Source organism: Paracoccus suum, from assembly GCF_003324675.1.
GTDB lineage: Bacteria > Pseudomonadota > Alphaproteobacteria > Rhodobacterales > Rhodobacteraceae > Paracoccus > Paracoccus suum.
On the sequence record NZ_CP030918.1, the window covers coordinates 565,031 to 581,671 of the forward strand.

The window sequence follows — 16,641 nt, forward strand, 5'->3', positions numbered from 1 at the left end:
TGACGCGTCGCTGGAGAACTTGCCGGGCCGGCGTCGCCATCCTTAGTGTCGCCGGCATTTTCACTGTGCCACTGGGGCTGCTGTCCGACCGCCCTGGCATGCCCGGGGCGTCCGCATGAGCACCCCGCGGCTTGCCACCGGCCTGTGGGTCTCGGCCTGGCTGCACGGTCTCGATCTGGCGGGGCGGGCTGGCTATGTGCTGCGGCGTGGCGACAGCACGGCCGGCGCCGTGCTGGTCAAATGCGCGAGTCTCGACGGGCGGGCGGCGCTGTGGGCGCGGCAGTGGGATTACAAGACCGACACGACCGAATGGCAGCGCCGCGACGAGGGGACCGAGGCCGAGATTGACGCCATCATGACCCGCGCCCGAGCCGCCGATCCCGATCTATGGCTGCTCGAAACCGAGGCGCGGAACGGCGATCCGATGCTGATCGACTAGGCGCCGGCAACCGGACTGGTAGAGCGCGCCCGTAGCAGGTCGGGGCGAGTCAATACGGCTAAGCGCTCGCCACCGCGCCCGGCAAGGCATCGGCCAGCAAGTCCATTGCCGCTTCCGGCCCGGTGCTGATACGGATGCAGCGGTCCAGCGGCGCGACGCCTGGCATCCGCACGAACACCCCGCGCTGCGCCAGCCCTTCGAGCACCCGCCGCGCCCGCGCGCCGTCGCCACCGCAGTCGAGCGCGACGAAATTGGCCGCCGAGGGCAGAGCTTGTAGGCCGCTAGCGTGGCCAATGGCTGCAATCCGCGCGCGTGACGCCGCAACGCGTGCGAGGATTTCGGCCAGCCATGCCTGGTCGCCGAGGGCAGCCAATGCGCCGGCCTGGGCGATCCGGTTCAGGCCGAAGTGGTTGCGGATGCGCTCGTACCCGGCGACGGCGGCAGCCGCACCAATGACATAGCCGATCCGCGCGCCGGCCATGCCATAGGCCTTGGAAAAGGTGCGAAAGCGCAGCACGCGCGGGTCCTCGGCGTCGATCCGGGGCAGCGCCTCGGGCGGCAGGAAGTCGGCATAGGCCTCATCCAGCAGCAGCAAGGCGCCCGATGGCAGCCGGTCCAGCATAGCCTCGATCTGCTCGCGGGGCAGCCAGCTGCCCATCGGGTTGTCGGGATTGGCCAGATAGATCAGGCGTGCCCCGATCTCGCCCGCGCGGGCCAGCAGCGCCTCGGGGTCCTCGGCATCGTCGCGATAGGGCACCTTGTGCAGCGCCCCGCCAAAGCCCGCAACGTGGTAGTTGAAGGTCGGATAGGCCCCCTCCGACGTCACCACCGCCTCGCCCGGCGCCATGAAAAGGCGTACGGTCAGGCCCAGCAGCGCGTCGATCCCCTCGCCCAGCATGATGTTGTCCGTCGGCACGCCGTGCCGCGCGGCAAGGGCCGAGCGCAAATCATGCGCGTCAGGATCGCCGTATTGCCAGATCTCGCTGGCGGCAGCAGCCAGCGCCTCGATCGCACGTGGCGAAGGGCCAAAGCCGTTTTCGTTCGCGCCGAGGCGGGCGAGTATCGGCTGGCCGCTTCGGCGGGCAAGCGTCTCGGGCCCGGTAAAGGGCACGGTCGGCGGCAGGTCGGCGGCGATGGGGGCAAAACGCAGGGAGTTTGTCATGCGCGCACGCAAGCCCAAACTAAGGGTCGGTGCAAGCGGTGAACGAAAGACCGCAACGCGAAAAAGGCGTCTCCAAAGAGACGCCTTCCTGGCGGCTAAACATCGTCGCCTACTCGTGAACAATTACAGGGTTAGCGGGTCAAGCCGATCAGCGGTCGCGGAAGAAGTCGTCCACGTTTTTCTCGGCGTCCTGCTTGGTCCAGCCATAGCGTTCCTGCAGCTTGCCAGCCATCTTGTCGCGATTGCCCGCCATCTGGGTCAGGTCGTCATCCGTGAGATCGCCCCACTTCTCTTTGACAGAGCCCTTGAGCTGTTCCCACTTGCCTTCAACGATATCCCAATTCATTCGCTTGGTCCCCTTCAGGTTTCAGCGTGTACATCGCAATAACGCCTTGGCATCGGGGTGGTTCCGGGGCGGTAACGCGCGCCTGACGGCTGACCGCTCAGGCCACGCGGTCAGGCGCGGGGCGACCGGCCGCAACCGCGCGCAGGTTGTCGAGGGCGCGCATCGCCATTGCGGTGCGCACCTCCTCGGCGGCCGTGCCGATATGCGGCAGCAGCGTAGTGTTGCGCGTCTCGCGCAGGCGCGCTGGGACCTCTGGTTCGTGCTCGAACACATCGAGGCCGGCGCCGGCAATCGTCCCGGCCTCCAGCGCGGCGATCAGTGCCGACTCGTCGACGACATCCCCGCGCGAGATGTTGATCAGGATGCCATTGGGCCCAAGCGTCGCCAGGGCGGCGGCGTCGATCAGGTGCCGGGTGCCGGCACCGCCGGGCACGGCCAGGACGACGAAATCGGACTCGCGCAGCACGGCCTCAAGCGTCGGAAGTTGCGCCGCGGGCGTGTGCAGCGAACTGACTGGCGAGCGGTTGAAGAACACGACCCGCATGTCGAACCCGAAATGGCAGCGCCGGGCGATGGCCTTGCCGATGCGGCCCATGCCGATGATCCCGACCGTCTTGCCGCCAAGATGGCGGCCAAGGAACTGGGTCGGTGTCCAACCGGTCCACGCGCCCGCGCGCAGCACGCGCTCGGCCTCGCTGGCGCGGCGGGCGGTCATCAGCATCAGCATCACGGCGATGTCGGCCGTCGCCTCGGTCACCACCTCGGGGGTGTTGGTAACGATCACATCGGCGGCGCGCGCGGCGTCTGTATCGATATGGTTGTAGCCGGCACCGAAGTTGGCGAGCACCCTTGTCTGCAGACCGCCCCCGGCAAAGGCCGCCGCGGTGAAAGCATCGCCCAGCGTGGGGATGATCGCGTCATGGCTACGTAGCGCCTCGGCGGCCTCGGCCTCGGTCAGCGGCACGGTCTCGTCGCGAAAAATGGCCTCGAACACCGCGCCAATGGCGGCCTCCGCCTCCAGCGTCATGCGCCGCGTCACCAGCAGCCGGCGCATCAGAAAAGCCGCCCGCCCAGCGGGACGTCCTGGTCGGGGGCGATCAGAACGACCTCGCCCTCGGCATCGGGCAGGCCGAGGACCAGGACCTCGGACATGACCGGCCCGATCTGGCGCGGCGGGAAATTGACAACGGCAAGCACCTGCCGGCCGACCAGTTCCTCTGGGGTATAGTGGCGCGTGATCTGGGCCGAGCTGCGACGTTCGCCCAGGTCGGGACCGAAATCGACCCACAACTTCAGCGCCGGCTTGCGTGCCTCGGGGAACGGCTCGGCGCGGGTGATGCGGCCGGCGCGGATATCGAGACGCAGGAAATCGTCAAAGCTGGCGGTGGTCATTGCGCAAGCTCGCGGGCGCGGTCGGTGGCCGCCGCGACGGTGCGGGCGATCAGCGGGCGCAGGCCGGCATCGGGGTCCATCAGGACGGCCAGCCCGGCCGCCGTGGTTCCGGCGGGCGAGGTTACCGCCTCACGCAGCTTCGCCGGGGTTTCGTCGCCGGAGAGGGCAAGCGCGCCGGCGCCGGCAACCGTGGCGCGTGCCAGCGTCATGGCCGTGTCGGCGGGCAGGCCGACCGCAACGCCCGCCTCGGCCAGCGCCTCGATCAGGTGGAACACATAGGCCGGGCCGCTGCCAGAAAGGCCGGTGACCGCGTCGATCTGGGCCTCGTCATCCAGTTGCACCACCTGCCCGACCGCGCCCATCAGGGCGGCGGCAAGGTCCATCGCCGCAGCATCCGCGCGGGCGTTGCCGGCGACGGCCGTGATCCCCTGGCCGATGGCGGCAGGGGTGTTCGGCATCGCGCGGACGATGGGAGCGGCAGGAAAGCTGGACTCCAGCGTTTTGATGCGCGTGCCGGCCGCGACCGAGACGACCAGTGTGCGGCCCTGCCCCCATGCGGCGAGCGTCGGCAGCACGTCGCCCATCATCTGCGGCTTCACGGCGAGGACCAGCACCGCCGGGTCGGCTGGGGGGTCCGCGTTCACGTTGACCCCGCGCGCCGCCCAGCGCGGATCGGGCTTGGGGTCGATGACATGCGCCGAGGCTGGGTCCAGCCCGCGCGCCAGCCAGCCGTCCAGCAGTGCGCCGCCCATCTTGCCGGCCCCGACAAGGACCAGCCCCCGATCATTCAGTTTCGCCAGATCCATGCGCAGCCCCGCTCTTCAGTCAGCCCTCAGGCGCGACCGTAGGCTGCCGACATGGCAATCGCCATCGCTGCCGTTGGGGTGGATTCCCCCCAGCAGGCCAGTTGGAACGCCGGGTAGAACCGCTCGGCCTCCGTGATGGCGGCGCAGACCATGTGATCGACCTGGCTCGGCTCGGCCATGGCATCGCCGGCGAGGATCAGGCCATAGCGCCAGACCAGTAGCTTTTGGGGCGCCCAGAAGGTAAAGCCGCCATCCCAGACCTCGTCATTGGCGAGGTTCAACGCCTCGTAGAGATCGCCAAGGCGCTCGACCGGCGGGTCGAAGTCGAAGGTGCAGACCAGCCGCAGGACGGATTCGCGCGCCGACCAGGCGAGGGTGATGGAATAGGTCCGCCACTGACCTTCGACGGCCATGGCGATCTGGTCATCGGCGAGACGATCAAACTCCCATTCATGATGGTTGGCGACGGTTTCAGCGATGTCGATCGGATGGATGTCGTCGCTGGGAATGAACTGTTCGGCGAGTGCCATGAGCCGTCCCTGCCCTCTCGCAAAGGTGGGGTGGGTGCCCCTACCTGTGGTGATCCTCACAAGTCCCGGCATTCTGAGGTGCCAGTAACTACCAGATATCGTGGTGCCAAGCCTGGAGCGAGTAAAGCTAATTTTCCGTGACGCAGGCGGGGCTGGCGAGTCGTTCAGGCGATGTTCATGACATGTTCTCGGCAGCCGCGCCACTAATTTCGGCCAGCGCCTCTATCACCACCATGGCCTGGGCCCATGGGTGATCGTCGGTCAGCGTGACATGGATGCGCGCGACATGGCCCGGCGGGGTCATCGCTGCCAGCCGCTCGGCCGCCCAGCCAGTCAGGTGTATCTGCGGCTGGCCGGCGCGGTTGTTGGTCACCGCCATGTCGCGCCAGGCGATGCCCATGCGCAGCCCGGTGCCCAGCGCCTTGCTGCACGCCTCCTTGGCGGCCCAGCGCTTGGCGAGCGTCGCAGCCTCGTGCGGTCGGCGGGCGGCGCGGGCCAGTTCGGTCGGGGTAAAGACCCGCGTGCGAAAGCGGTCCCCATGGCGGTCCAGCACGCCGGCGATGCGCGCGATATTGGCGAGGTCGGTGCCGATGCCGAGGATCATTGCCCATCCCACCAGTTGAGCGGGTTCCAGTCCGACCCCGGCCCGGGCAGGGGCGCAGTGCCGTCGGGCGCGACCGGCCCCGCAGGGCTGCCAAAGGCCCAGTCATAGATCGCGCGGAACATGCCGAGGCTGGCGCCCCAGGTGCCACCCAGATCGAGCGCCGGGAGCCCTTCGTAAAGGCCGCGCGCCTCGTCCCAGGCGGCGCCGGGACTTGATGCGACTGCGGCCCAGATCTCGGCCCGGGTCGGGGCCTTCATCCCGCAGACCTGGGTGGCTTCGGGCGGGACGGCACGTTCCGGGTTCAGCGCGACATCCAGCTCGCGCACCTCGCTCATCATGGCGCATGCGTCGTGCAGCTCCCACGCGGTGGCAGCGGCGATCACGCCGACGCCGATCACCGGGATCGCCTCACCCGCCACGCTGCCGATGTTGCGCGCCGCCCCGCGCGCCGTACGCCGCGCCAGCCGGTCCGAGGTGTCGGCCACAGCCTCGGCCGCCGGCCGCCGCGCACCGCGATAGGTCACCTGCCGCGCCGCGCGCGCCTTGGCGGCCTCGGCCGCCTCGCTGGCGGCACGGGCCTCGGCCCGTGTGGCGCGTGCTTCCAGCGCGGTGGTCCGCGCGGCATTGCGGGTGGCAAGGCTGCGCACGCCGCTGACCGCCTCGACCGCGCCGGCGACCGCGGCGAACACCACCGGCGAGACCGCCATAGCGACATTCAGCGCCAACGACGCCGCCATCAGCAACATCATCAGCACCGACCACAACCCGCCGAGCGTGCGCCAGATCAGGCGGATCGCCCTCATCGGGCGTCGGCGGTGATCTCGCCGCTGGATTGGTTGATGGTCAGGCGCAGCGTCGCGGGGTGGGCGTCGCTCTCGCCCGGCGTGACCCGCTTGATAGGCACGGTCACGACCAGCCCCTTGCCGGCCTGATACTCGGCCCGGCGCGCGGCGAAATCGAGACCGAAGAAGCCCGAGCCCTCGGCCTCGCCCACCAGCCGGCAACGGCGCAGGCCAAGCTCGTCCAGCGGCGGCGACTGGACCATCAGATAGAATGGCGCGCCGGCTGGCTCGACCGTGTCGATCGCGGTCAGGCGGATCGCACCGTCGGCATAGGTGGCGGTGTTCGCCTCCCACGGCTCGGCAATCGTGTCGGCGCGAGGGCCGTCACCGCAGGGCGTAACCGACTGGGCCCCGGCCGGGAGGGCAAGCAGCGCAAGCATCGCGGCCAGCCGAGTGCTGCGCCGGCCGCCCATCATCCGGCGTTCCCGCGCGCAGCGTCCATGCAGCGGCGCATTTCGGCGATTGCCGGCCCAAGGCCGCGCAGGATGGCCTCGCCGATCAGGAAATGGCCGATGTTCAACTCCAGCACCTCGGGCATGGCAGCGATCGGGCCGACGTTCTGATAGGTCAGGCCGTGGCCGGCGTGCACCTCCAGCCCCAGCGCGGCGGCGAGGCTGGCGCCGGCGCGCAACCCTTCCAGTTCGGCCTGCTGCTCGGCCAACCGGCCCTCGATCCCCAGGTCACACCATGCGCCGGTGTGCAGCTCGACCACCGCGGCGCCGGCCTTGGCCGCGGCCTCGATCTGGCGCGGATCATGGCCGATGAACAGTGACACCCGGCTGCCGGCCTCGCGCAGGGGGGCGATGAAATCGGCCATCCGCCCGGCATCGCCAGCAACGTCGAGGCCGCCCTCGGTCGTCCGCTCCTCTCGCTTTTCGGGCACGATGCAGACGGCATGCGGGCGGTGGCGCAGCGCGATGGCCTGCATCTCGGGCGTGGCCGCCATCTCGAGGTTTAGGGGCGCGCTCAGGGTTTCCATCAGCCGGGCGATGTCGTCGTCGCTGATATGGCGGCGATCCTCGCGCAGATGGGCAGTAATGCCATCAGCGCCGGCGACCTCGGCGACGCGCGCGGCCTCCACCGGGTCGGGCCAGGGCGTGCCGCGGGCGTTTCGGACAGTGGCGACATGGTCGATGTTGACGCCGAGGCGCAGCATGGCGAGGGCTCCGGTTGGGACGCGCAAAGACTAGCCTGCGCGCCCGCGGGGCGCGAGTCCCCGTAGCGCGCCTTGCCGCCCCCACCGCTGCGAGCTAAGCCCAGCCCATGCTGCCCACCGAGCGCCTTCACCAGATCACCCGCCGCTTCGAATATCTCGAGGCGCGGCTGAATGCCGGTCCGGCGCCCGACGAGATCGCAGACGTCAGCCGCGAATACGCCGAGCTGAAACCGGTCGTGCAGCTGATTGCCGACTGGAACGAAGCCGAGGCCGGCATTGCCGAGGCCCAGGCCATGCTGGCAGATGCCGAGATGCGCGACCTGGCCGCGGACGAACTGGCCCGCCTGCGCGCCGTCCAGCCAGAACTGGAGCAGGCCCTGCGCCTCGCCCTGCTGCCGAAAGACGCGGCCGACGCCCGCCCGGCGATCTTGGAAATCCGGCCCGGCACCGGCGGCGAGGAGGCTGCCCTGTTCGCCGCCGACCTGATGCGCATGTATCAGCGCCACGCTGAGGCGCAGGGTTGGCGCGTCGAAGTGCTGGAGCTCGCCGCGACCGAACTCGGCGGCGTGCGCGAGGCCGTCATGCGGATCGTTGGCGAAGGGGTCTTTGCGCGGCTGAAATACGAATCCGGCGTGCACCGCGTCCAGCGCGTGCCGGAAACCGAATCCGGCGGGCGGATCCACACCTCGGCCGCGACGGTGGCGGTCCTGCCCGAGGCCGAAGCCGTCGAGATCGACATCCCCGCGACCGACATCCGCATCGACACGATGCGCGCCAGCGGGGCCGGCGGCCAGCACGTCAACACCACCGATTCGGCCGTCCGCATCACCCACCTGCCGACCGGGATCGTGGTCACCTCGTCCGAAAAATCGCAGCACCAGAACCGTGCCAACGCCATGGCCGTTTTGCGGGCGCGGCTGTTCGACTTGGAACGATCGCGCGTCGATGCAGCCCGCGCCGCAGACCGCCGCACCCAGGTCGGCAGCGGCGATCGCAGCGAGCGCATCCGCACCTACAACTTTCCCCAAGGGCGACTGACCGACCACCGCATCAACCTGACGCTTTACGCGCTCGAAAAGGTGATGGCGGGCGATCTGTCCGAGGTGATCGACGCGCTGACCGCGCATGACCAGGCTGCGCGCCTCGCCGCGTCCGAGGGCTAGCACCGCCTCGCCGGGCGCGATCCGGCGCCAGGCACCAAGGGGGTTGCGCTGCCCGCCCCGATGGGCACACCATGACCCTGCATTTGACGGACGCCCCCGGCCCAAGGCCGGGGGCGTTCGCGCAAGCTGCGTGACTGTGGCCCCCGCCGTGAACGAGGCGGTTCTGAGGACCGATGAATGGAACGGATACCGATGACGCGGGCGGGTTTCGCCCAGGCCGAGGAAGAGCTGCGTCAGCTGAAATCGGTCGAGCGCCCCGCGGTGATCAAGGCGATCGCCGAGGCGCGCGAGCATGGCGATCTCAGCGAGAATGCCGAATACCACTCTGCCCGCGAAAAGCAGAGCTTCCTTGAGGGTCGCATCAAGGAGCTTGAGGCGATCCTCAGCCGCGCGCAGGTGATCGACGTCGCCGGCATGTCGGGCGCAATCAAGTTCGGCGCCACCGTCGATCTGGTCGACGAGGATACGGACGAGCGCAAGACCTTCCAGATCGTCGGCGAAGCCGAGGCCGATCTGGAACGCGGGCTGCTGAACATGCGCTCTCCGCTGGCGCGGGCGCTGATCGGCAAGGACGAAGGCGACAGCGTCGAGGTGGTCACCCCCGGCGGTCAGCGCAGCTATGAAATTCTCGCGGTGCGCTACGCATGAAGTTGGAAAGGGGACCGCAGTGTCGGCCTTGAGCAAGGTAGAAGGACTGCGCCGCGCAGCAGCCGAGGACCGCGCCATCGCTGCGGGCCTCCTGGTCAGCGCGGCGTGGGTGGTGCTGTTTTTGCTTGTCTGGCTGTTCGGCCCCGCCGGCGACGGCGCGGCCCGCAGTGGGGCTGCCCGGCTGGTGACGCTGGTCGGCGTGTTCGTGCCGCTGGTGCTGATCTGGATGGCCGTCGGCACCGCCCGCGCCCTCGCCGGCCTTCGGGACGAGGCGCATGACCTTCGCGCCCAGTTGCTGGCGATGCGCCGCGGTGCGCCCGCCGACCTGCCGCCTGAGCTGCAAGCCGGGATGGAGGATGCCGAGGCGCAGATGCTGCCGCTGGACACGCCCGCCCCGCGCGCCGTTGCCCAGCCCCGGCGCGAGGCCACGCCGCGCACTGCCGCCGCCCCCCGGGCGTCGGCTGGCCGCGCCCGCACGACGGCCGCAGCCGCGCCGCCGCAGCCGAGCCTCGATCTTGGTGCGCCGCCGGCCGTCGAGGTCGATCCGCATGACCTGATCCTTGCGTTGAACTTTCCCGATGGCCCCGACGATCACGACGCAGTCGACGCATTGCGCCGCGCCCTCGCCGATGGCGAGACGGCGCGTCTGATCCGCGCCGCGCAGGATGTCATTACCCTGCTGGCTGCGCGCGGCCTCTACATGGACGACGTGCCGGCCCCGAACGCACCCGCCGAATCGTGGCGCCGGTTTGTCGACGGCGCGCGCGGGGCGGCGCTGGACGGCATGGACCTGCCGCAGCCCGACCCGAATGCGGAGGCCGCTCTGGCCGAGGCCCTGCGCAGCGACGAGGTATTCCGCGACGCGGCGCACCACTTCCTGCGCCATTGGGACAAGCTGCTGGGCCGGGCCGTACCGCAACTGGACGATAACGGCGTTCGTCATCTGGCGGCCACCCGTTCAGGCCGGGCCTTCGCAACGCTGGCGCAGTCCACCGGGATTTTCGGCTGACGGCCACCTGCTCCGCAGTCGCGCGCGCCCCCACGTCAACGGCAGGCGGCCCCCGGGCTTCCATCAGTCCTGACCGGGCGTTCCGCCCTTGTGCCCCTGCGGTAAATCCGGGAACTGTCGGCGAAACCAGCCGAGACCCACCATGCCCCCCGATTCCGTGCCCGGCGCCGCTGTGCCTGCCTCTGCCCCGACCTCGCGCAACCGGGCGGCGTTCCTTGCCGGGATGCTGCAGGCGCTGCCGTTTCTGATCGTCCTGCTGCCCTTTGGGCTGGTGTTCGGCGTGACTGCGGTCAACGCCGGCATGGACCTCTGGCAGGTGCTGGGCTTTTCGACCATCGTGCTGGCCGGCGCATCGCAGATCACCGCGGTGCAACTGCTGGTCGAGCAGGCGCCGCTGCCGATCGTTATCCTGTCGGCGCTGGCGGTCAATCTACGCATGGCGATGTATTCGGCCTCGCTCGTGCCCTGGGTCGGCCAAGCCTCGCCACGGATGCGCGCGCTGCTGGCCTATGTGCTGATCGACCAGACCTATGCCCTGTCGATCCGCCGCTACGAGGAAAACCCGCGCATGACGCTGCCCGAACGGCTGGCGTTCTTCTTTGGCGTCGTTGTCGTACTGGCCCTGCCGTGGCCGGTTTTCTCGGTCATCGGCGCCACGCTCGGGCAGGCAATCCCGCCGGAATTCGCCCTCGATTTCGCAGTGCCGATCACCTTTCTGGCGATGATCGCGCCGCTGCTGCGCTCGCGCCCGCATCTGGCGGCCGCGGTCACTGGCTTTGCAGTGGCGGCGGCGCTGCGGCACATGCCGTCGGGCACCGGTCTGATGATCGCCGCCCCAATCGCCATGGCCGTCGGCGCCGAGCTGGAACGCCGTCAGGCCCGGCGGCAAGCGCAGCAACCCGCCCCGGAGGGCGCATCATGACCGGTACCGCCACCGCATCGACTGCCGAAATCTGGCTCGTCATCATCCTGCTTGGGGCCGGCACCTATTTCCTGCGGTTGTCCTTCCTCGGCCCCCTTGGCCGGCGCAAGCTGCCGGAGGGTTTGCTGCGGCACCTGCGCTATACCCCGGTCGCAGTGCTGCCGGCGCTGATCGCGCCCGGTGTGATCTGGCCCGCCGCGACCGGCGGCCATGCCGATCCGGCCCGGATTTTTGCCGCCCTGATCACGGTCGTCACCGGTATCGCCACCCGCAGCACGGTGGCGGCGATCTGCGCGGGGCTGGTGTCGCTTTACCTCGGCCTGTGGCTGGTCGGATGACGCCAGAACTTGGAATCCGTGACCTGAAGCGCAGCCTCGACTTCTGGGTCGGCATCATCGGTTTTGCGGTGCGCTACACTCGCCCGGAGGAGGGGTTTGCGATGCTCGGCCTCGGGCCGGCCCGGCTGATGCTGGCCAGCATCAATCTCGGGCGGACCTTCGATGCCGCGCGCGTGCGCGCGGAGGGCGCGCCGCTGGGCCTCGGGATGAACCTGGAAATCGAAGTCACGGACCTGGATGCGCTGGTCGGCCGGGCGACGCGCTCCGGGCTGACACCGCTGCTGCCGCTGGAGACACGTTGGTATCGCACCGGGACGGGCGTGGTCGGCCAGCGGCAACTGGTGCTTGCCGATCCCGATGGTTATTTGGCGCGGCCGTTCACCGAAGTGACCGCGTCCGCCTAACGCTTACTGGACCGGTTTATTACCGGCGCGGGTCAATTCGCCGCGCTGGCGCAGCAGGACGTCATGGTTGTCGGCGGGGTCGCCGTCGTAGTGCTTTTTCTCGGTCGCGCCCGGCAGCGTCCGGAACCAGTTGCGCAGCTTCAGCGGCGAAAAGCCCGAAGGCGCGCCGGTAAAGCCCGGCACCTTGCGCAGCACCGCGCTGGTGTCGTTCGCGCAGAAGCTTTTCATCGCAGCGCCGTTCGCCTCGGCCGCGCGGATCGCGGCATCTGCCACTTCGCGGCTGACCGGGACCGTATCGGCGGCGACCCAGTAGGTCTCGCGCGCATGGTAGTCGATGTAGAAGTTCCGCAGGTTGTCGGTGATGCCGTACAGCACGTCATGCCGCTCGGGCGCCTGCGGGTGCGACCAACTGCCGGCCGGGTCATAGATCACGCGCTGGCTGCCGTTGATCATCAGGGCCGAATGCGCACCCTCGCCCCGGGGAATGCCGATCACGGTGTAGAGCGTGATCGAGGGCGGTTCGTTCGAGACGAAGCGCGCGCTGCGCACCGCCTCGTCCGAGGCATAGATATTGTCCGCACAGGCCGCCAGGCCCGCCGTCAGAGAGAGCGCGAGGAAGGCGCGGCGCAGCATGATAAGACCCCGTGGGAAAAGATCAGGAGTTGGCGAGCGCGAGGAAGATCAGCACGGCCGACATGGCGACCGCATTCCAGGCGAGGAACTGGACGAAGTAGCCAAACATGCGCTCATGCTCCTGCACGTCCATCGTGCCATGGGTGTGGGCGGCGTGGTCATGGGCATGGGACGTGCCGTGCGTGGCGGTGGTCGTGTGGGTAGTGGTGACGGTCGTGGCCATGGCGCGTCCCTTCGATGTATCTGTGATGAATGGTTGGCGCAGCGATACCCCAAGCCGCGGCCCCTGTCACGTCCCTGATGCCGCACCCGCGCCCGTCGCGCCCCACAGGGTTCCGCCATCTGCGGTGGTGCCGGCAGCCTCGATCAGCCCCTCGGCCCGCAGACGATTAATGTGGGCAACCGCCTCGACCAGGGCGAGGCCGAACTCGCCCTCGCCGATGCGCCGGCGGTAGAGGACGTCAAAGCAGCCGACCGCAGTGCGTGGCGCCTCGGCCAGCACAGAGACCAGCCGATCGAGCGCCGCGCGGTGGTTTCCGATGAGCGCGGCGAGGCGAAACGGCAGGCCGGTGAATGGCAGGCCGTGGCCGGGCAGCACCAGCTGGTCGGGCCGGGCAAACCGCGCCAGCCGAGCGCAGCTGTCCATCCAGTCGCCGACCGGGTCGGCCAGCGGCTCGGTCGGATAGACCCCAAGGTTGGGCGAGATCCGCGGCAGCAGCTGGTCGCCGCCGATCACGATGCCATCATCCGACCACAGGGTCGCGTGTTCGGCAGCATGCCCCTCGCCCATACGCACCGCCCAGCGTCGGCTGCCGAGGGTAAGGCACTGGCCTTCCTGCAGACGGCGAAAGCCGGGGCGCAGCGGGGCCGCGACATCCGCCGAATGCCACGGCCGCTCGGTAGCGCGGCGGGCCAGCATCTCGGCAGGCATGCCGGCGGCCCGCCAGAACTGCAACTGCTCGGGCGGCGGGTGTCGGGGCTGGTCCAGCCACAACATGCGTGCGGTCAGCCAGGCCGTCCGGCTCATCAGGACCTCGGCGCCCTCGACCTGTAGCGCGCCAGCGCGGCCGACGTGGTCGGCATGGGAATGGGTAACCAGTACACGTGCGACCCTGCCCGCCAGTGGCCCTGCCCGCAGCGCCGCCCATTGCGCGCGGCTGGGGGCGTCGTCAAAGCCGGTGTCAATCACGGTCCAGCCGTCATCATCGGCCAAGGCGTAGATATTGACGTGATCGAGCCGCATCGGCAGTGGCAACCGCATCCACAGGACGCCCGGCGCGACTGTGATCGCGGCGCCGGGCACCGGCGGCTCGGGGAATGGGTAGGCAAGGCCGGCTGCCCCGCCTGCCCGCCCCTCAGTTTCGGCAAATGGCGCGGGGATCTGCGCCTCGGCGACATCAGTAGACGCGGGGCCGGCCGTGGTCCCCGCACCAGCCCGTTCCCTCACGCGACAAGAACCCCGGCAAAGGCAGCATCATCGAGCGCCTGCAGATCGGCAACGCCCGCCCGCGCCTCGGCGAGATCCCCCGACAGCCGGGGCAGGACGCGGGTGATGAAGATCTGCGCCAGAACCTCGCGGTTGGTCCCGGGGCGCAGCAGCGCGGCGCGCAGATGGAAATGCGCCCCCAGCACCCGCGCAAAGCCCATCAGGAAGGGCACCGCGCCGGCGTTGCGGTCATCGGCCCCGGCGTCCAGCATCAGGACGGTCGCCTCGCGCAGGCTTTCCGCCGCCTGCCAAACGGCTTCGGCTAGGGCAGGCAGCGCCTCCTGCGCGGACTTGGCGCCGGACTGCACCTCGTCGATCAGGGCAAAGGCAGCGGTCCCGCCATCCGCCAGCTTGCGACCGACAAGGTCCATGGCCTGGATGCCGTTCGTGCCTTCGTAGATCGGGGTGATGCGCACGTCGCGCAGATACTGGGCAACGCCGGTTTCCTCGATATAGCCCATGCCGCCATGGACCTGCACGGCAGCATCGGCAACCCGGCAGCCGACATCGGTGCCATAGGCCTTGGCGATCGGCGTCAGGAAGGCCGCCCGGGCCGCGGCCTCGGGATCATCCGAGGCGCGGGCGAGGTCGATCGCGGCGGCGCAGGCAAGGCAGATGGCACGGGCTGCAAAGACCTCGGCCCGCGCGGTAGCGAGCATGCGGCGCACGTCGGCGTGCGCGATGATCGGGCCGAACTGGACCCGCTCGGCGGCGTAGGCGGTGGCGGCCTGCAGCGCCGCCTCGGCGATACCGACCCCCTGCACCCCGACCGCGAGGCGCGCGTTGTTCATCATCGTGAACATCGCCGCCATGCCCTTGCCCTCCTCGCCGATCAGCCAGCCGGTCGCGCCCTCAAAGCTCATCACGCAGGTCGGGCTGCCGTGGATGCCCATCTTGTGCTCGAGGCTGACGACCCGCAGCGCGTTGGCGAGACCCGGCTTGCCATCCGCATCGGGGATCAGCCGCGGCACCATGAAAAGGCTGATGCCGCGCGTGCCGGGCGCGGCGCCGGGCAGCCGCGCCAGCACCGCATGGCAGGTGTTCTCGTTGATGTCGCTGTCGCCCCAGGTGATGAAGATCTTCTGCCCGGTGATGCGATAGGTGCCGTCGCCCTGCGGCTCGGCCTTTGTGCGCAGGGCACCAACGTCGCTGCCGGCCTGCGATTCCGTCAGGTTCATTGTGCCGTTCCATGCGCCCGAGATCAGCTTCGGCAGGTACAGGGCCTGCATCTGCGGCGTTGCGTGCTGTTCCAGCGCCTCGATCTGCCCCTGGCTGAGCAGCGGGTTCAGCTGAAAGGCAAGGCTTGCGCCCGACAGGTATTCGGCGACCGACTGGTTGACGATCTGCGGCAGCCCGGCGCCGCCGTGTTCGGGACTGGCGGCAAGCCCGACCCAGCCGCCCTCGGCCAATGCAGCCATCGCCCCGGCAAACCCGGGGGAGGAGCGCACGCGACCATTCTCAAGCCGCGCCGGGGTCGCGTCGGCGCCGCGGTTCAGCGGGGCAATGATGTCCGTGGCAAGGCGCCCTGCCTCGCCCAGCACGGCGGCAACTGTGTCGCGCGTGGCATCGGCAAATCGGGGCGTTGCGACGATTTCCTCAAGCGGGACGATGTGATCGAGGATGAACAGCGTCTCCTCGACCGGGGCGACATAGGCCATCGGAAAAATATCCCTTTTCAGCGCGGCGCTTGAGAATGATCGCCCGTCCGCGTATTCGCGCATCACGATAGATTGCCGCGTCGGGACCCGGCGCCGCAAGCCCTGCCGCCCTGAACCGGACGCCGCGTCATGTCGCCCAACCGCGAGAGCCAGACCGAATTGTTGCGCGACGACGCGGCCGGCATCACCCGTGCGGCGGCGCTGCTGCAGGCGGGCGAACTGGTCGCCATTCCGACCGAAACGGTCTACGGCCTCGCCGCCGATGCCCGCAACGGCGCAGCGGTGGCGCGCATCTATGCCGCCAAGGGCCGGCCGCAGTTCAATCCGCTGATCGTCCATGTGCCCGACGTCGAGGCCGCCCGCCGGATCGCCGTTCTGCCGCCGGATGCCGAGGCCCTGGCCGATGCCTTCTGGCCCGGCCCGTTGACCCTGCTGGCGCCGCTGCGCGAGGATTCCGGGATCGCCGGGCTGGTAACGGCCGGCCTGCCGAGCGTGGCTCTGCGCGTGCCGGGCCACCCGCTGGCCCAGGCGGTGCTTGCCGCGAGCGGGGCACCCCTAGCCGCGCCGTCCGCGAACCTCTCGGGCCGCGTCAGCCCCACCACGGCAGCGCATGTGCTTGACGGGCTGGACGGGCGCATCGCGGCCGTTCTGGATGGCGGGTCCTGCCCTGTTGGCCTGGAATCCACGATTATCGGCTGGGATACGACGGGCGAGGCGGTGCTGCTGCGCCCGGGCGGCTTGCCCCGTATCGCCATCGACGCGGCGCTCGGCCGCCCCTTGCGCCGCGCCGATCCAGGCACCGGGGACAAGCCAACCGCGCCGGGCCAGTTGACCAGCCACTACGCCACCGCCGCCGCACTGCGCCTGGACGTCATCGACCCGGAGGAAAACGAGACCTACATTGCCTTCGGCGCCCCCGGCCCGCTGACCCTGTCCGCCACGGGCGATCTGCCCGAGGCCGCGGCCGCCCTCTTCGACCGTCTGCGCGAGGCCGACCGCCTCGGCCGTCCGATCGCCGTCGCCCCGATCCCGGACAAGGGCCTCGGCGAGGCGATCAACGACCGACTGAGGCGCGCTGCCGCGCCGCGCTAGCCGTCCCCCTG

22 protein-coding genes are annotated in these 16,641 nt (G+C 69.7%); 8 read left to right on the forward strand and 14 right to left on the reverse strand.

The genetic code is table 11. The features are described from left to right. Positions 1-115 precede the first annotated feature (115 nt). Positions 116-439, forward strand: a complete 324-nt coding sequence (locus tag DRW48_RS02730) for a DUF1491 family protein (protein WP_114075067.1) — start codon at positions 116-118, stop codon at positions 437-439. A 58-nt stretch (positions 440-497) separates the two neighbouring features. Here the strand turns inward: DRW48_RS02730 and DRW48_RS02735 are convergent, their stop codons facing one another. The 10 genes from DRW48_RS02735 to DRW48_RS02780 form a co-directional block, all read right to left on the reverse strand. Continuing rightward, positions 498-1,601 (reverse strand): pyridoxal phosphate-dependent aminotransferase, encoded by a 1,104-nt coding sequence (locus DRW48_RS02735; protein ID WP_114075068.1) that lies wholly within the window; start codon positions 1,599-1,601, stop codon positions 498-500. Positions 1,602-1,749: 148 nt separating this feature from the next. Next, positions 1,750-1,947, reverse strand: coding sequence for a CsbD family protein (locus DRW48_RS02740; protein WP_114075069.1), 198 nt, complete (start codon positions 1,945-1,947; stop codon positions 1,750-1,752). Positions 1,948-2,044: 97 nt separating this feature from the next. Continuing rightward, positions 2,045-3,001 (reverse strand): 2-hydroxyacid dehydrogenase, encoded by a 957-nt coding sequence (locus DRW48_RS02745; RefSeq protein WP_114075070.1) that lies wholly within the window; start codon positions 2,999-3,001, stop codon positions 2,045-2,047. Further along, complete coding sequence (locus tag DRW48_RS02750) at positions 3,001-3,339, reverse strand: tRNA-binding protein (protein WP_114075071.1); 339 nt, start codon at positions 3,337-3,339, stop codon at positions 3,001-3,003. Before DRW48_RS02750 ends, DRW48_RS02745 begins: the two co-directional genes overlap by 1 nt. Then, positions 3,336-4,145 (reverse strand): pyrroline-5-carboxylate reductase, encoded by an 810-nt coding sequence (proC, locus tag DRW48_RS02755; RefSeq protein ID WP_114075072.1) that lies wholly within the window; start codon positions 4,143-4,145, stop codon positions 3,336-3,338. Before proC ends, DRW48_RS02750 begins: the two co-directional genes overlap by 4 nt. Before the next feature lie 26 nt (positions 4,146-4,171). Beyond that, positions 4,172-4,675, reverse strand: coding sequence for a type III secretion system chaperone family protein (locus tag DRW48_RS02760; protein ID WP_114075073.1), 504 nt, complete (start codon positions 4,673-4,675; stop codon positions 4,172-4,174). A gap of 175 nt (positions 4,676-4,850) precedes the next feature. After that, positions 4,851-5,279: a holo-ACP synthase gene (acpS, locus tag DRW48_RS02765; RefSeq protein ID WP_114075074.1), complete on the reverse strand. Its 429-nt coding sequence runs from the start codon at positions 5,277-5,279 to the stop codon at positions 4,851-4,853. Next, positions 5,276-6,082 carry a hypothetical protein gene (locus DRW48_RS02770; RefSeq protein ID WP_114075075.1) on the reverse strand — a complete coding sequence of 269 codons (807 nt, stop codon included), beginning with the start codon at positions 6,080-6,082 and terminating at the stop codon, positions 5,276-5,278. Before DRW48_RS02770 ends, acpS begins: the two co-directional genes overlap by 4 nt. Then, positions 6,079-6,537 carry a hypothetical protein gene (locus DRW48_RS02775; protein WP_114075076.1) on the reverse strand — a complete coding sequence of 153 codons (459 nt, stop codon included), beginning with the start codon at positions 6,535-6,537 and terminating at the stop codon, positions 6,079-6,081. Before DRW48_RS02775 ends, DRW48_RS02770 begins: the two co-directional genes overlap by 4 nt. After that, a complete protein-coding gene (locus DRW48_RS02780) occupies positions 6,534-7,277 on the reverse strand; it encodes a pyridoxine 5'-phosphate synthase (protein ID WP_114075077.1) in 744 nt (247 codons plus the stop codon). The genes DRW48_RS02775 and DRW48_RS02780 overlap by 4 nt, the downstream gene beginning before the upstream one ends. A 107-nt stretch (positions 7,278-7,384) precedes the next feature. Here DRW48_RS02780 and prfA point away from each other — a divergent pair, with 107 nt between their 5' ends. The 6 genes from prfA to DRW48_RS02810 all read left to right on the forward strand — a co-directional run bounded on the left by prfA (position 7,385) and on the right by DRW48_RS02810 (position 11,761). After that, a complete protein-coding gene (prfA, locus tag DRW48_RS02785; protein WP_114075078.1) occupies positions 7,385-8,440 on the forward strand; it encodes a peptide chain release factor 1 in 1,056 nt (351 codons plus the stop codon). 177 nt (positions 8,441-8,617) lie between these two features. Continuing rightward, positions 8,618-9,088 carry a transcription elongation factor GreA gene (gene greA, locus DRW48_RS02790; RefSeq protein WP_114075079.1) on the forward strand — a complete coding sequence of 157 codons (471 nt, stop codon included), beginning with the start codon at positions 8,618-8,620 and terminating at the stop codon, positions 9,086-9,088. Between the two features lie 19 nt (positions 9,089-9,107). Then, positions 9,108-10,097 (forward strand): hypothetical protein, encoded by a 990-nt coding sequence (locus DRW48_RS02795; protein WP_114075080.1) that lies wholly within the window; start codon positions 9,108-9,110, stop codon positions 10,095-10,097. A 142-nt stretch (positions 10,098-10,239) separates the two neighbouring features. Then, positions 10,240-11,019: an AzlC family ABC transporter permease gene (locus DRW48_RS02800; protein ID WP_114075081.1), complete on the forward strand. Its 780-nt coding sequence runs from the start codon at positions 10,240-10,242 to the stop codon at positions 11,017-11,019. Beyond that, a complete protein-coding gene (locus DRW48_RS02805; RefSeq protein WP_114075082.1) occupies positions 11,016-11,357 on the forward strand; it encodes an AzlD domain-containing protein in 342 nt (113 codons plus the stop codon). Before DRW48_RS02800 ends, DRW48_RS02805 begins: the two co-directional genes overlap by 4 nt. Continuing rightward, positions 11,354-11,761 carry a bleomycin resistance protein gene (locus tag DRW48_RS02810; RefSeq protein WP_114075083.1) on the forward strand — a complete coding sequence of 136 codons (408 nt, stop codon included), beginning with the start codon at positions 11,354-11,356 and terminating at the stop codon, positions 11,759-11,761. Before DRW48_RS02805 ends, DRW48_RS02810 begins: the two co-directional genes overlap by 4 nt. Before the next feature lie 3 nt (positions 11,762-11,764). Here the strand turns inward: DRW48_RS02810 and DRW48_RS02815 are convergent, their stop codons facing one another. The 4 genes from DRW48_RS02815 to DRW48_RS02830 all read right to left on the reverse strand — a co-directional run bounded on the left by DRW48_RS02815 (position 11,765) and on the right by DRW48_RS02830 (position 15,538). Continuing rightward, positions 11,765-12,394: a hypothetical protein gene (locus DRW48_RS02815; RefSeq protein ID WP_114075084.1), complete on the reverse strand. Its 630-nt coding sequence runs from the start codon at positions 12,392-12,394 to the stop codon at positions 11,765-11,767. A gap of 22 nt (positions 12,395-12,416) precedes the next feature. Continuing rightward, complete coding sequence (locus tag DRW48_RS02820; RefSeq protein ID WP_114075085.1) at positions 12,417-12,617, reverse strand: aa3-type cytochrome c oxidase subunit IV; 201 nt, start codon at positions 12,615-12,617, stop codon at positions 12,417-12,419. Between the two features lie 66 nt (positions 12,618-12,683). Beyond that, positions 12,684-13,697, reverse strand: coding sequence for an MBL fold metallo-hydrolase (locus DRW48_RS02825; RefSeq protein WP_241963429.1), 1,014 nt, complete (start codon positions 13,695-13,697; stop codon positions 12,684-12,686). Between the two features lie 140 nt (positions 13,698-13,837). Next, positions 13,838-15,538, reverse strand: a complete 1,701-nt coding sequence (locus DRW48_RS02830; protein ID WP_114077320.1) for an acyl-CoA dehydrogenase — start codon at positions 15,536-15,538, stop codon at positions 13,838-13,840. 129 nt (positions 15,539-15,667) lie between these two features. Here DRW48_RS02830 and DRW48_RS02835 point away from each other — a divergent pair, with 129 nt between their 5' ends. After that, positions 15,668-16,630, forward strand: coding sequence for an L-threonylcarbamoyladenylate synthase (locus DRW48_RS02835; RefSeq protein WP_114075086.1), 963 nt, complete (start codon positions 15,668-15,670; stop codon positions 16,628-16,630). Positions 16,631-16,641: the final 11 nt, after the last annotated feature.

Coding starts and splice junctions, on each gene's coding strand:
- DRW48_RS02805 (WP_114075082.1), top strand. CDS start 11,016: ATGACCGGTACCGCCACCGCATCGACTGCCGAAATCTGGCTCGTCATC.
- DRW48_RS02775 (WP_114075076.1), bottom strand. CDS start 6,537: ATGATGGGCGGCCGGCGCAGCACTCGGCTGGCCGCGATGCTTGCGCTG.
- DRW48_RS02815 (WP_114075084.1), bottom strand. CDS start 12,394: ATGCTGCGCCGCGCCTTCCTCGCGCTCTCTCTGACGGCGGGCCTGGCG.
- DRW48_RS02745 (WP_114075070.1), bottom strand. CDS start 3,001: ATGCGCCGGCTGCTGGTGACGCGGCGCATGACGCTGGAGGCGGAGGCC.
- DRW48_RS02830 (WP_114077320.1), bottom strand. CDS start 15,538: ATGGCCTATGTCGCCCCGGTCGAGGAGACGCTGTTCATCCTCGATCAC.
- DRW48_RS02810 (WP_114075083.1), top strand. CDS start 11,354: ATGACGCCAGAACTTGGAATCCGTGACCTGAAGCGCAGCCTCGACTTC.
- acpS (WP_114075074.1), bottom strand. CDS start 5,279: ATGATCCTCGGCATCGGCACCGACCTCGCCAATATCGCGCGCATCGCC.
- DRW48_RS02760 (WP_114075073.1), bottom strand. CDS start 4,675: ATGGCACTCGCCGAACAGTTCATTCCCAGCGACGACATCCATCCGATC.
- DRW48_RS02750 (WP_114075071.1), bottom strand. CDS start 3,339: ATGACCACCGCCAGCTTTGACGATTTCCTGCGTCTCGATATCCGCGCC.
- DRW48_RS02835 (WP_114075086.1), top strand. CDS start 15,668: ATGTCGCCCAACCGCGAGAGCCAGACCGAATTGTTGCGCGACGACGCG.
- DRW48_RS02820 (WP_114075085.1), bottom strand. CDS start 12,617: ATGGCCACGACCGTCACCACTACCCACACGACCACCGCCACGCACGGC.
- DRW48_RS02800 (WP_114075081.1), top strand. CDS start 10,240: ATGCCCCCCGATTCCGTGCCCGGCGCCGCTGTGCCTGCCTCTGCCCCG.
- proC (WP_114075072.1), bottom strand. CDS start 4,145: ATGGATCTGGCGAAACTGAATGATCGGGGGCTGGTCCTTGTCGGGGCC.
- DRW48_RS02735 (WP_114075068.1), bottom strand. CDS start 1,601: ATGACAAACTCCCTGCGTTTTGCCCCCATCGCCGCCGACCTGCCGCCG.
- DRW48_RS02770 (WP_114075075.1), bottom strand. CDS start 6,082: ATGAGGGCGATCCGCCTGATCTGGCGCACGCTCGGCGGGTTGTGGTCG.
- prfA (WP_114075078.1), top strand. CDS start 7,385: ATGCTGCCCACCGAGCGCCTTCACCAGATCACCCGCCGCTTCGAATAT.
- DRW48_RS02730 (WP_114075067.1), top strand. CDS start 116: ATGAGCACCCCGCGGCTTGCCACCGGCCTGTGGGTCTCGGCCTGGCTG.
- DRW48_RS02780 (WP_114075077.1), bottom strand. CDS start 7,277: ATGCTGCGCCTCGGCGTCAACATCGACCATGTCGCCACTGTCCGAAAC.
- DRW48_RS02740 (WP_114075069.1), bottom strand. CDS start 1,947: ATGAATTGGGATATCGTTGAAGGCAAGTGGGAACAGCTCAAGGGCTCT.
- greA (WP_114075079.1), top strand. CDS start 8,618: ATGGAACGGATACCGATGACGCGGGCGGGTTTCGCCCAGGCCGAGGAA.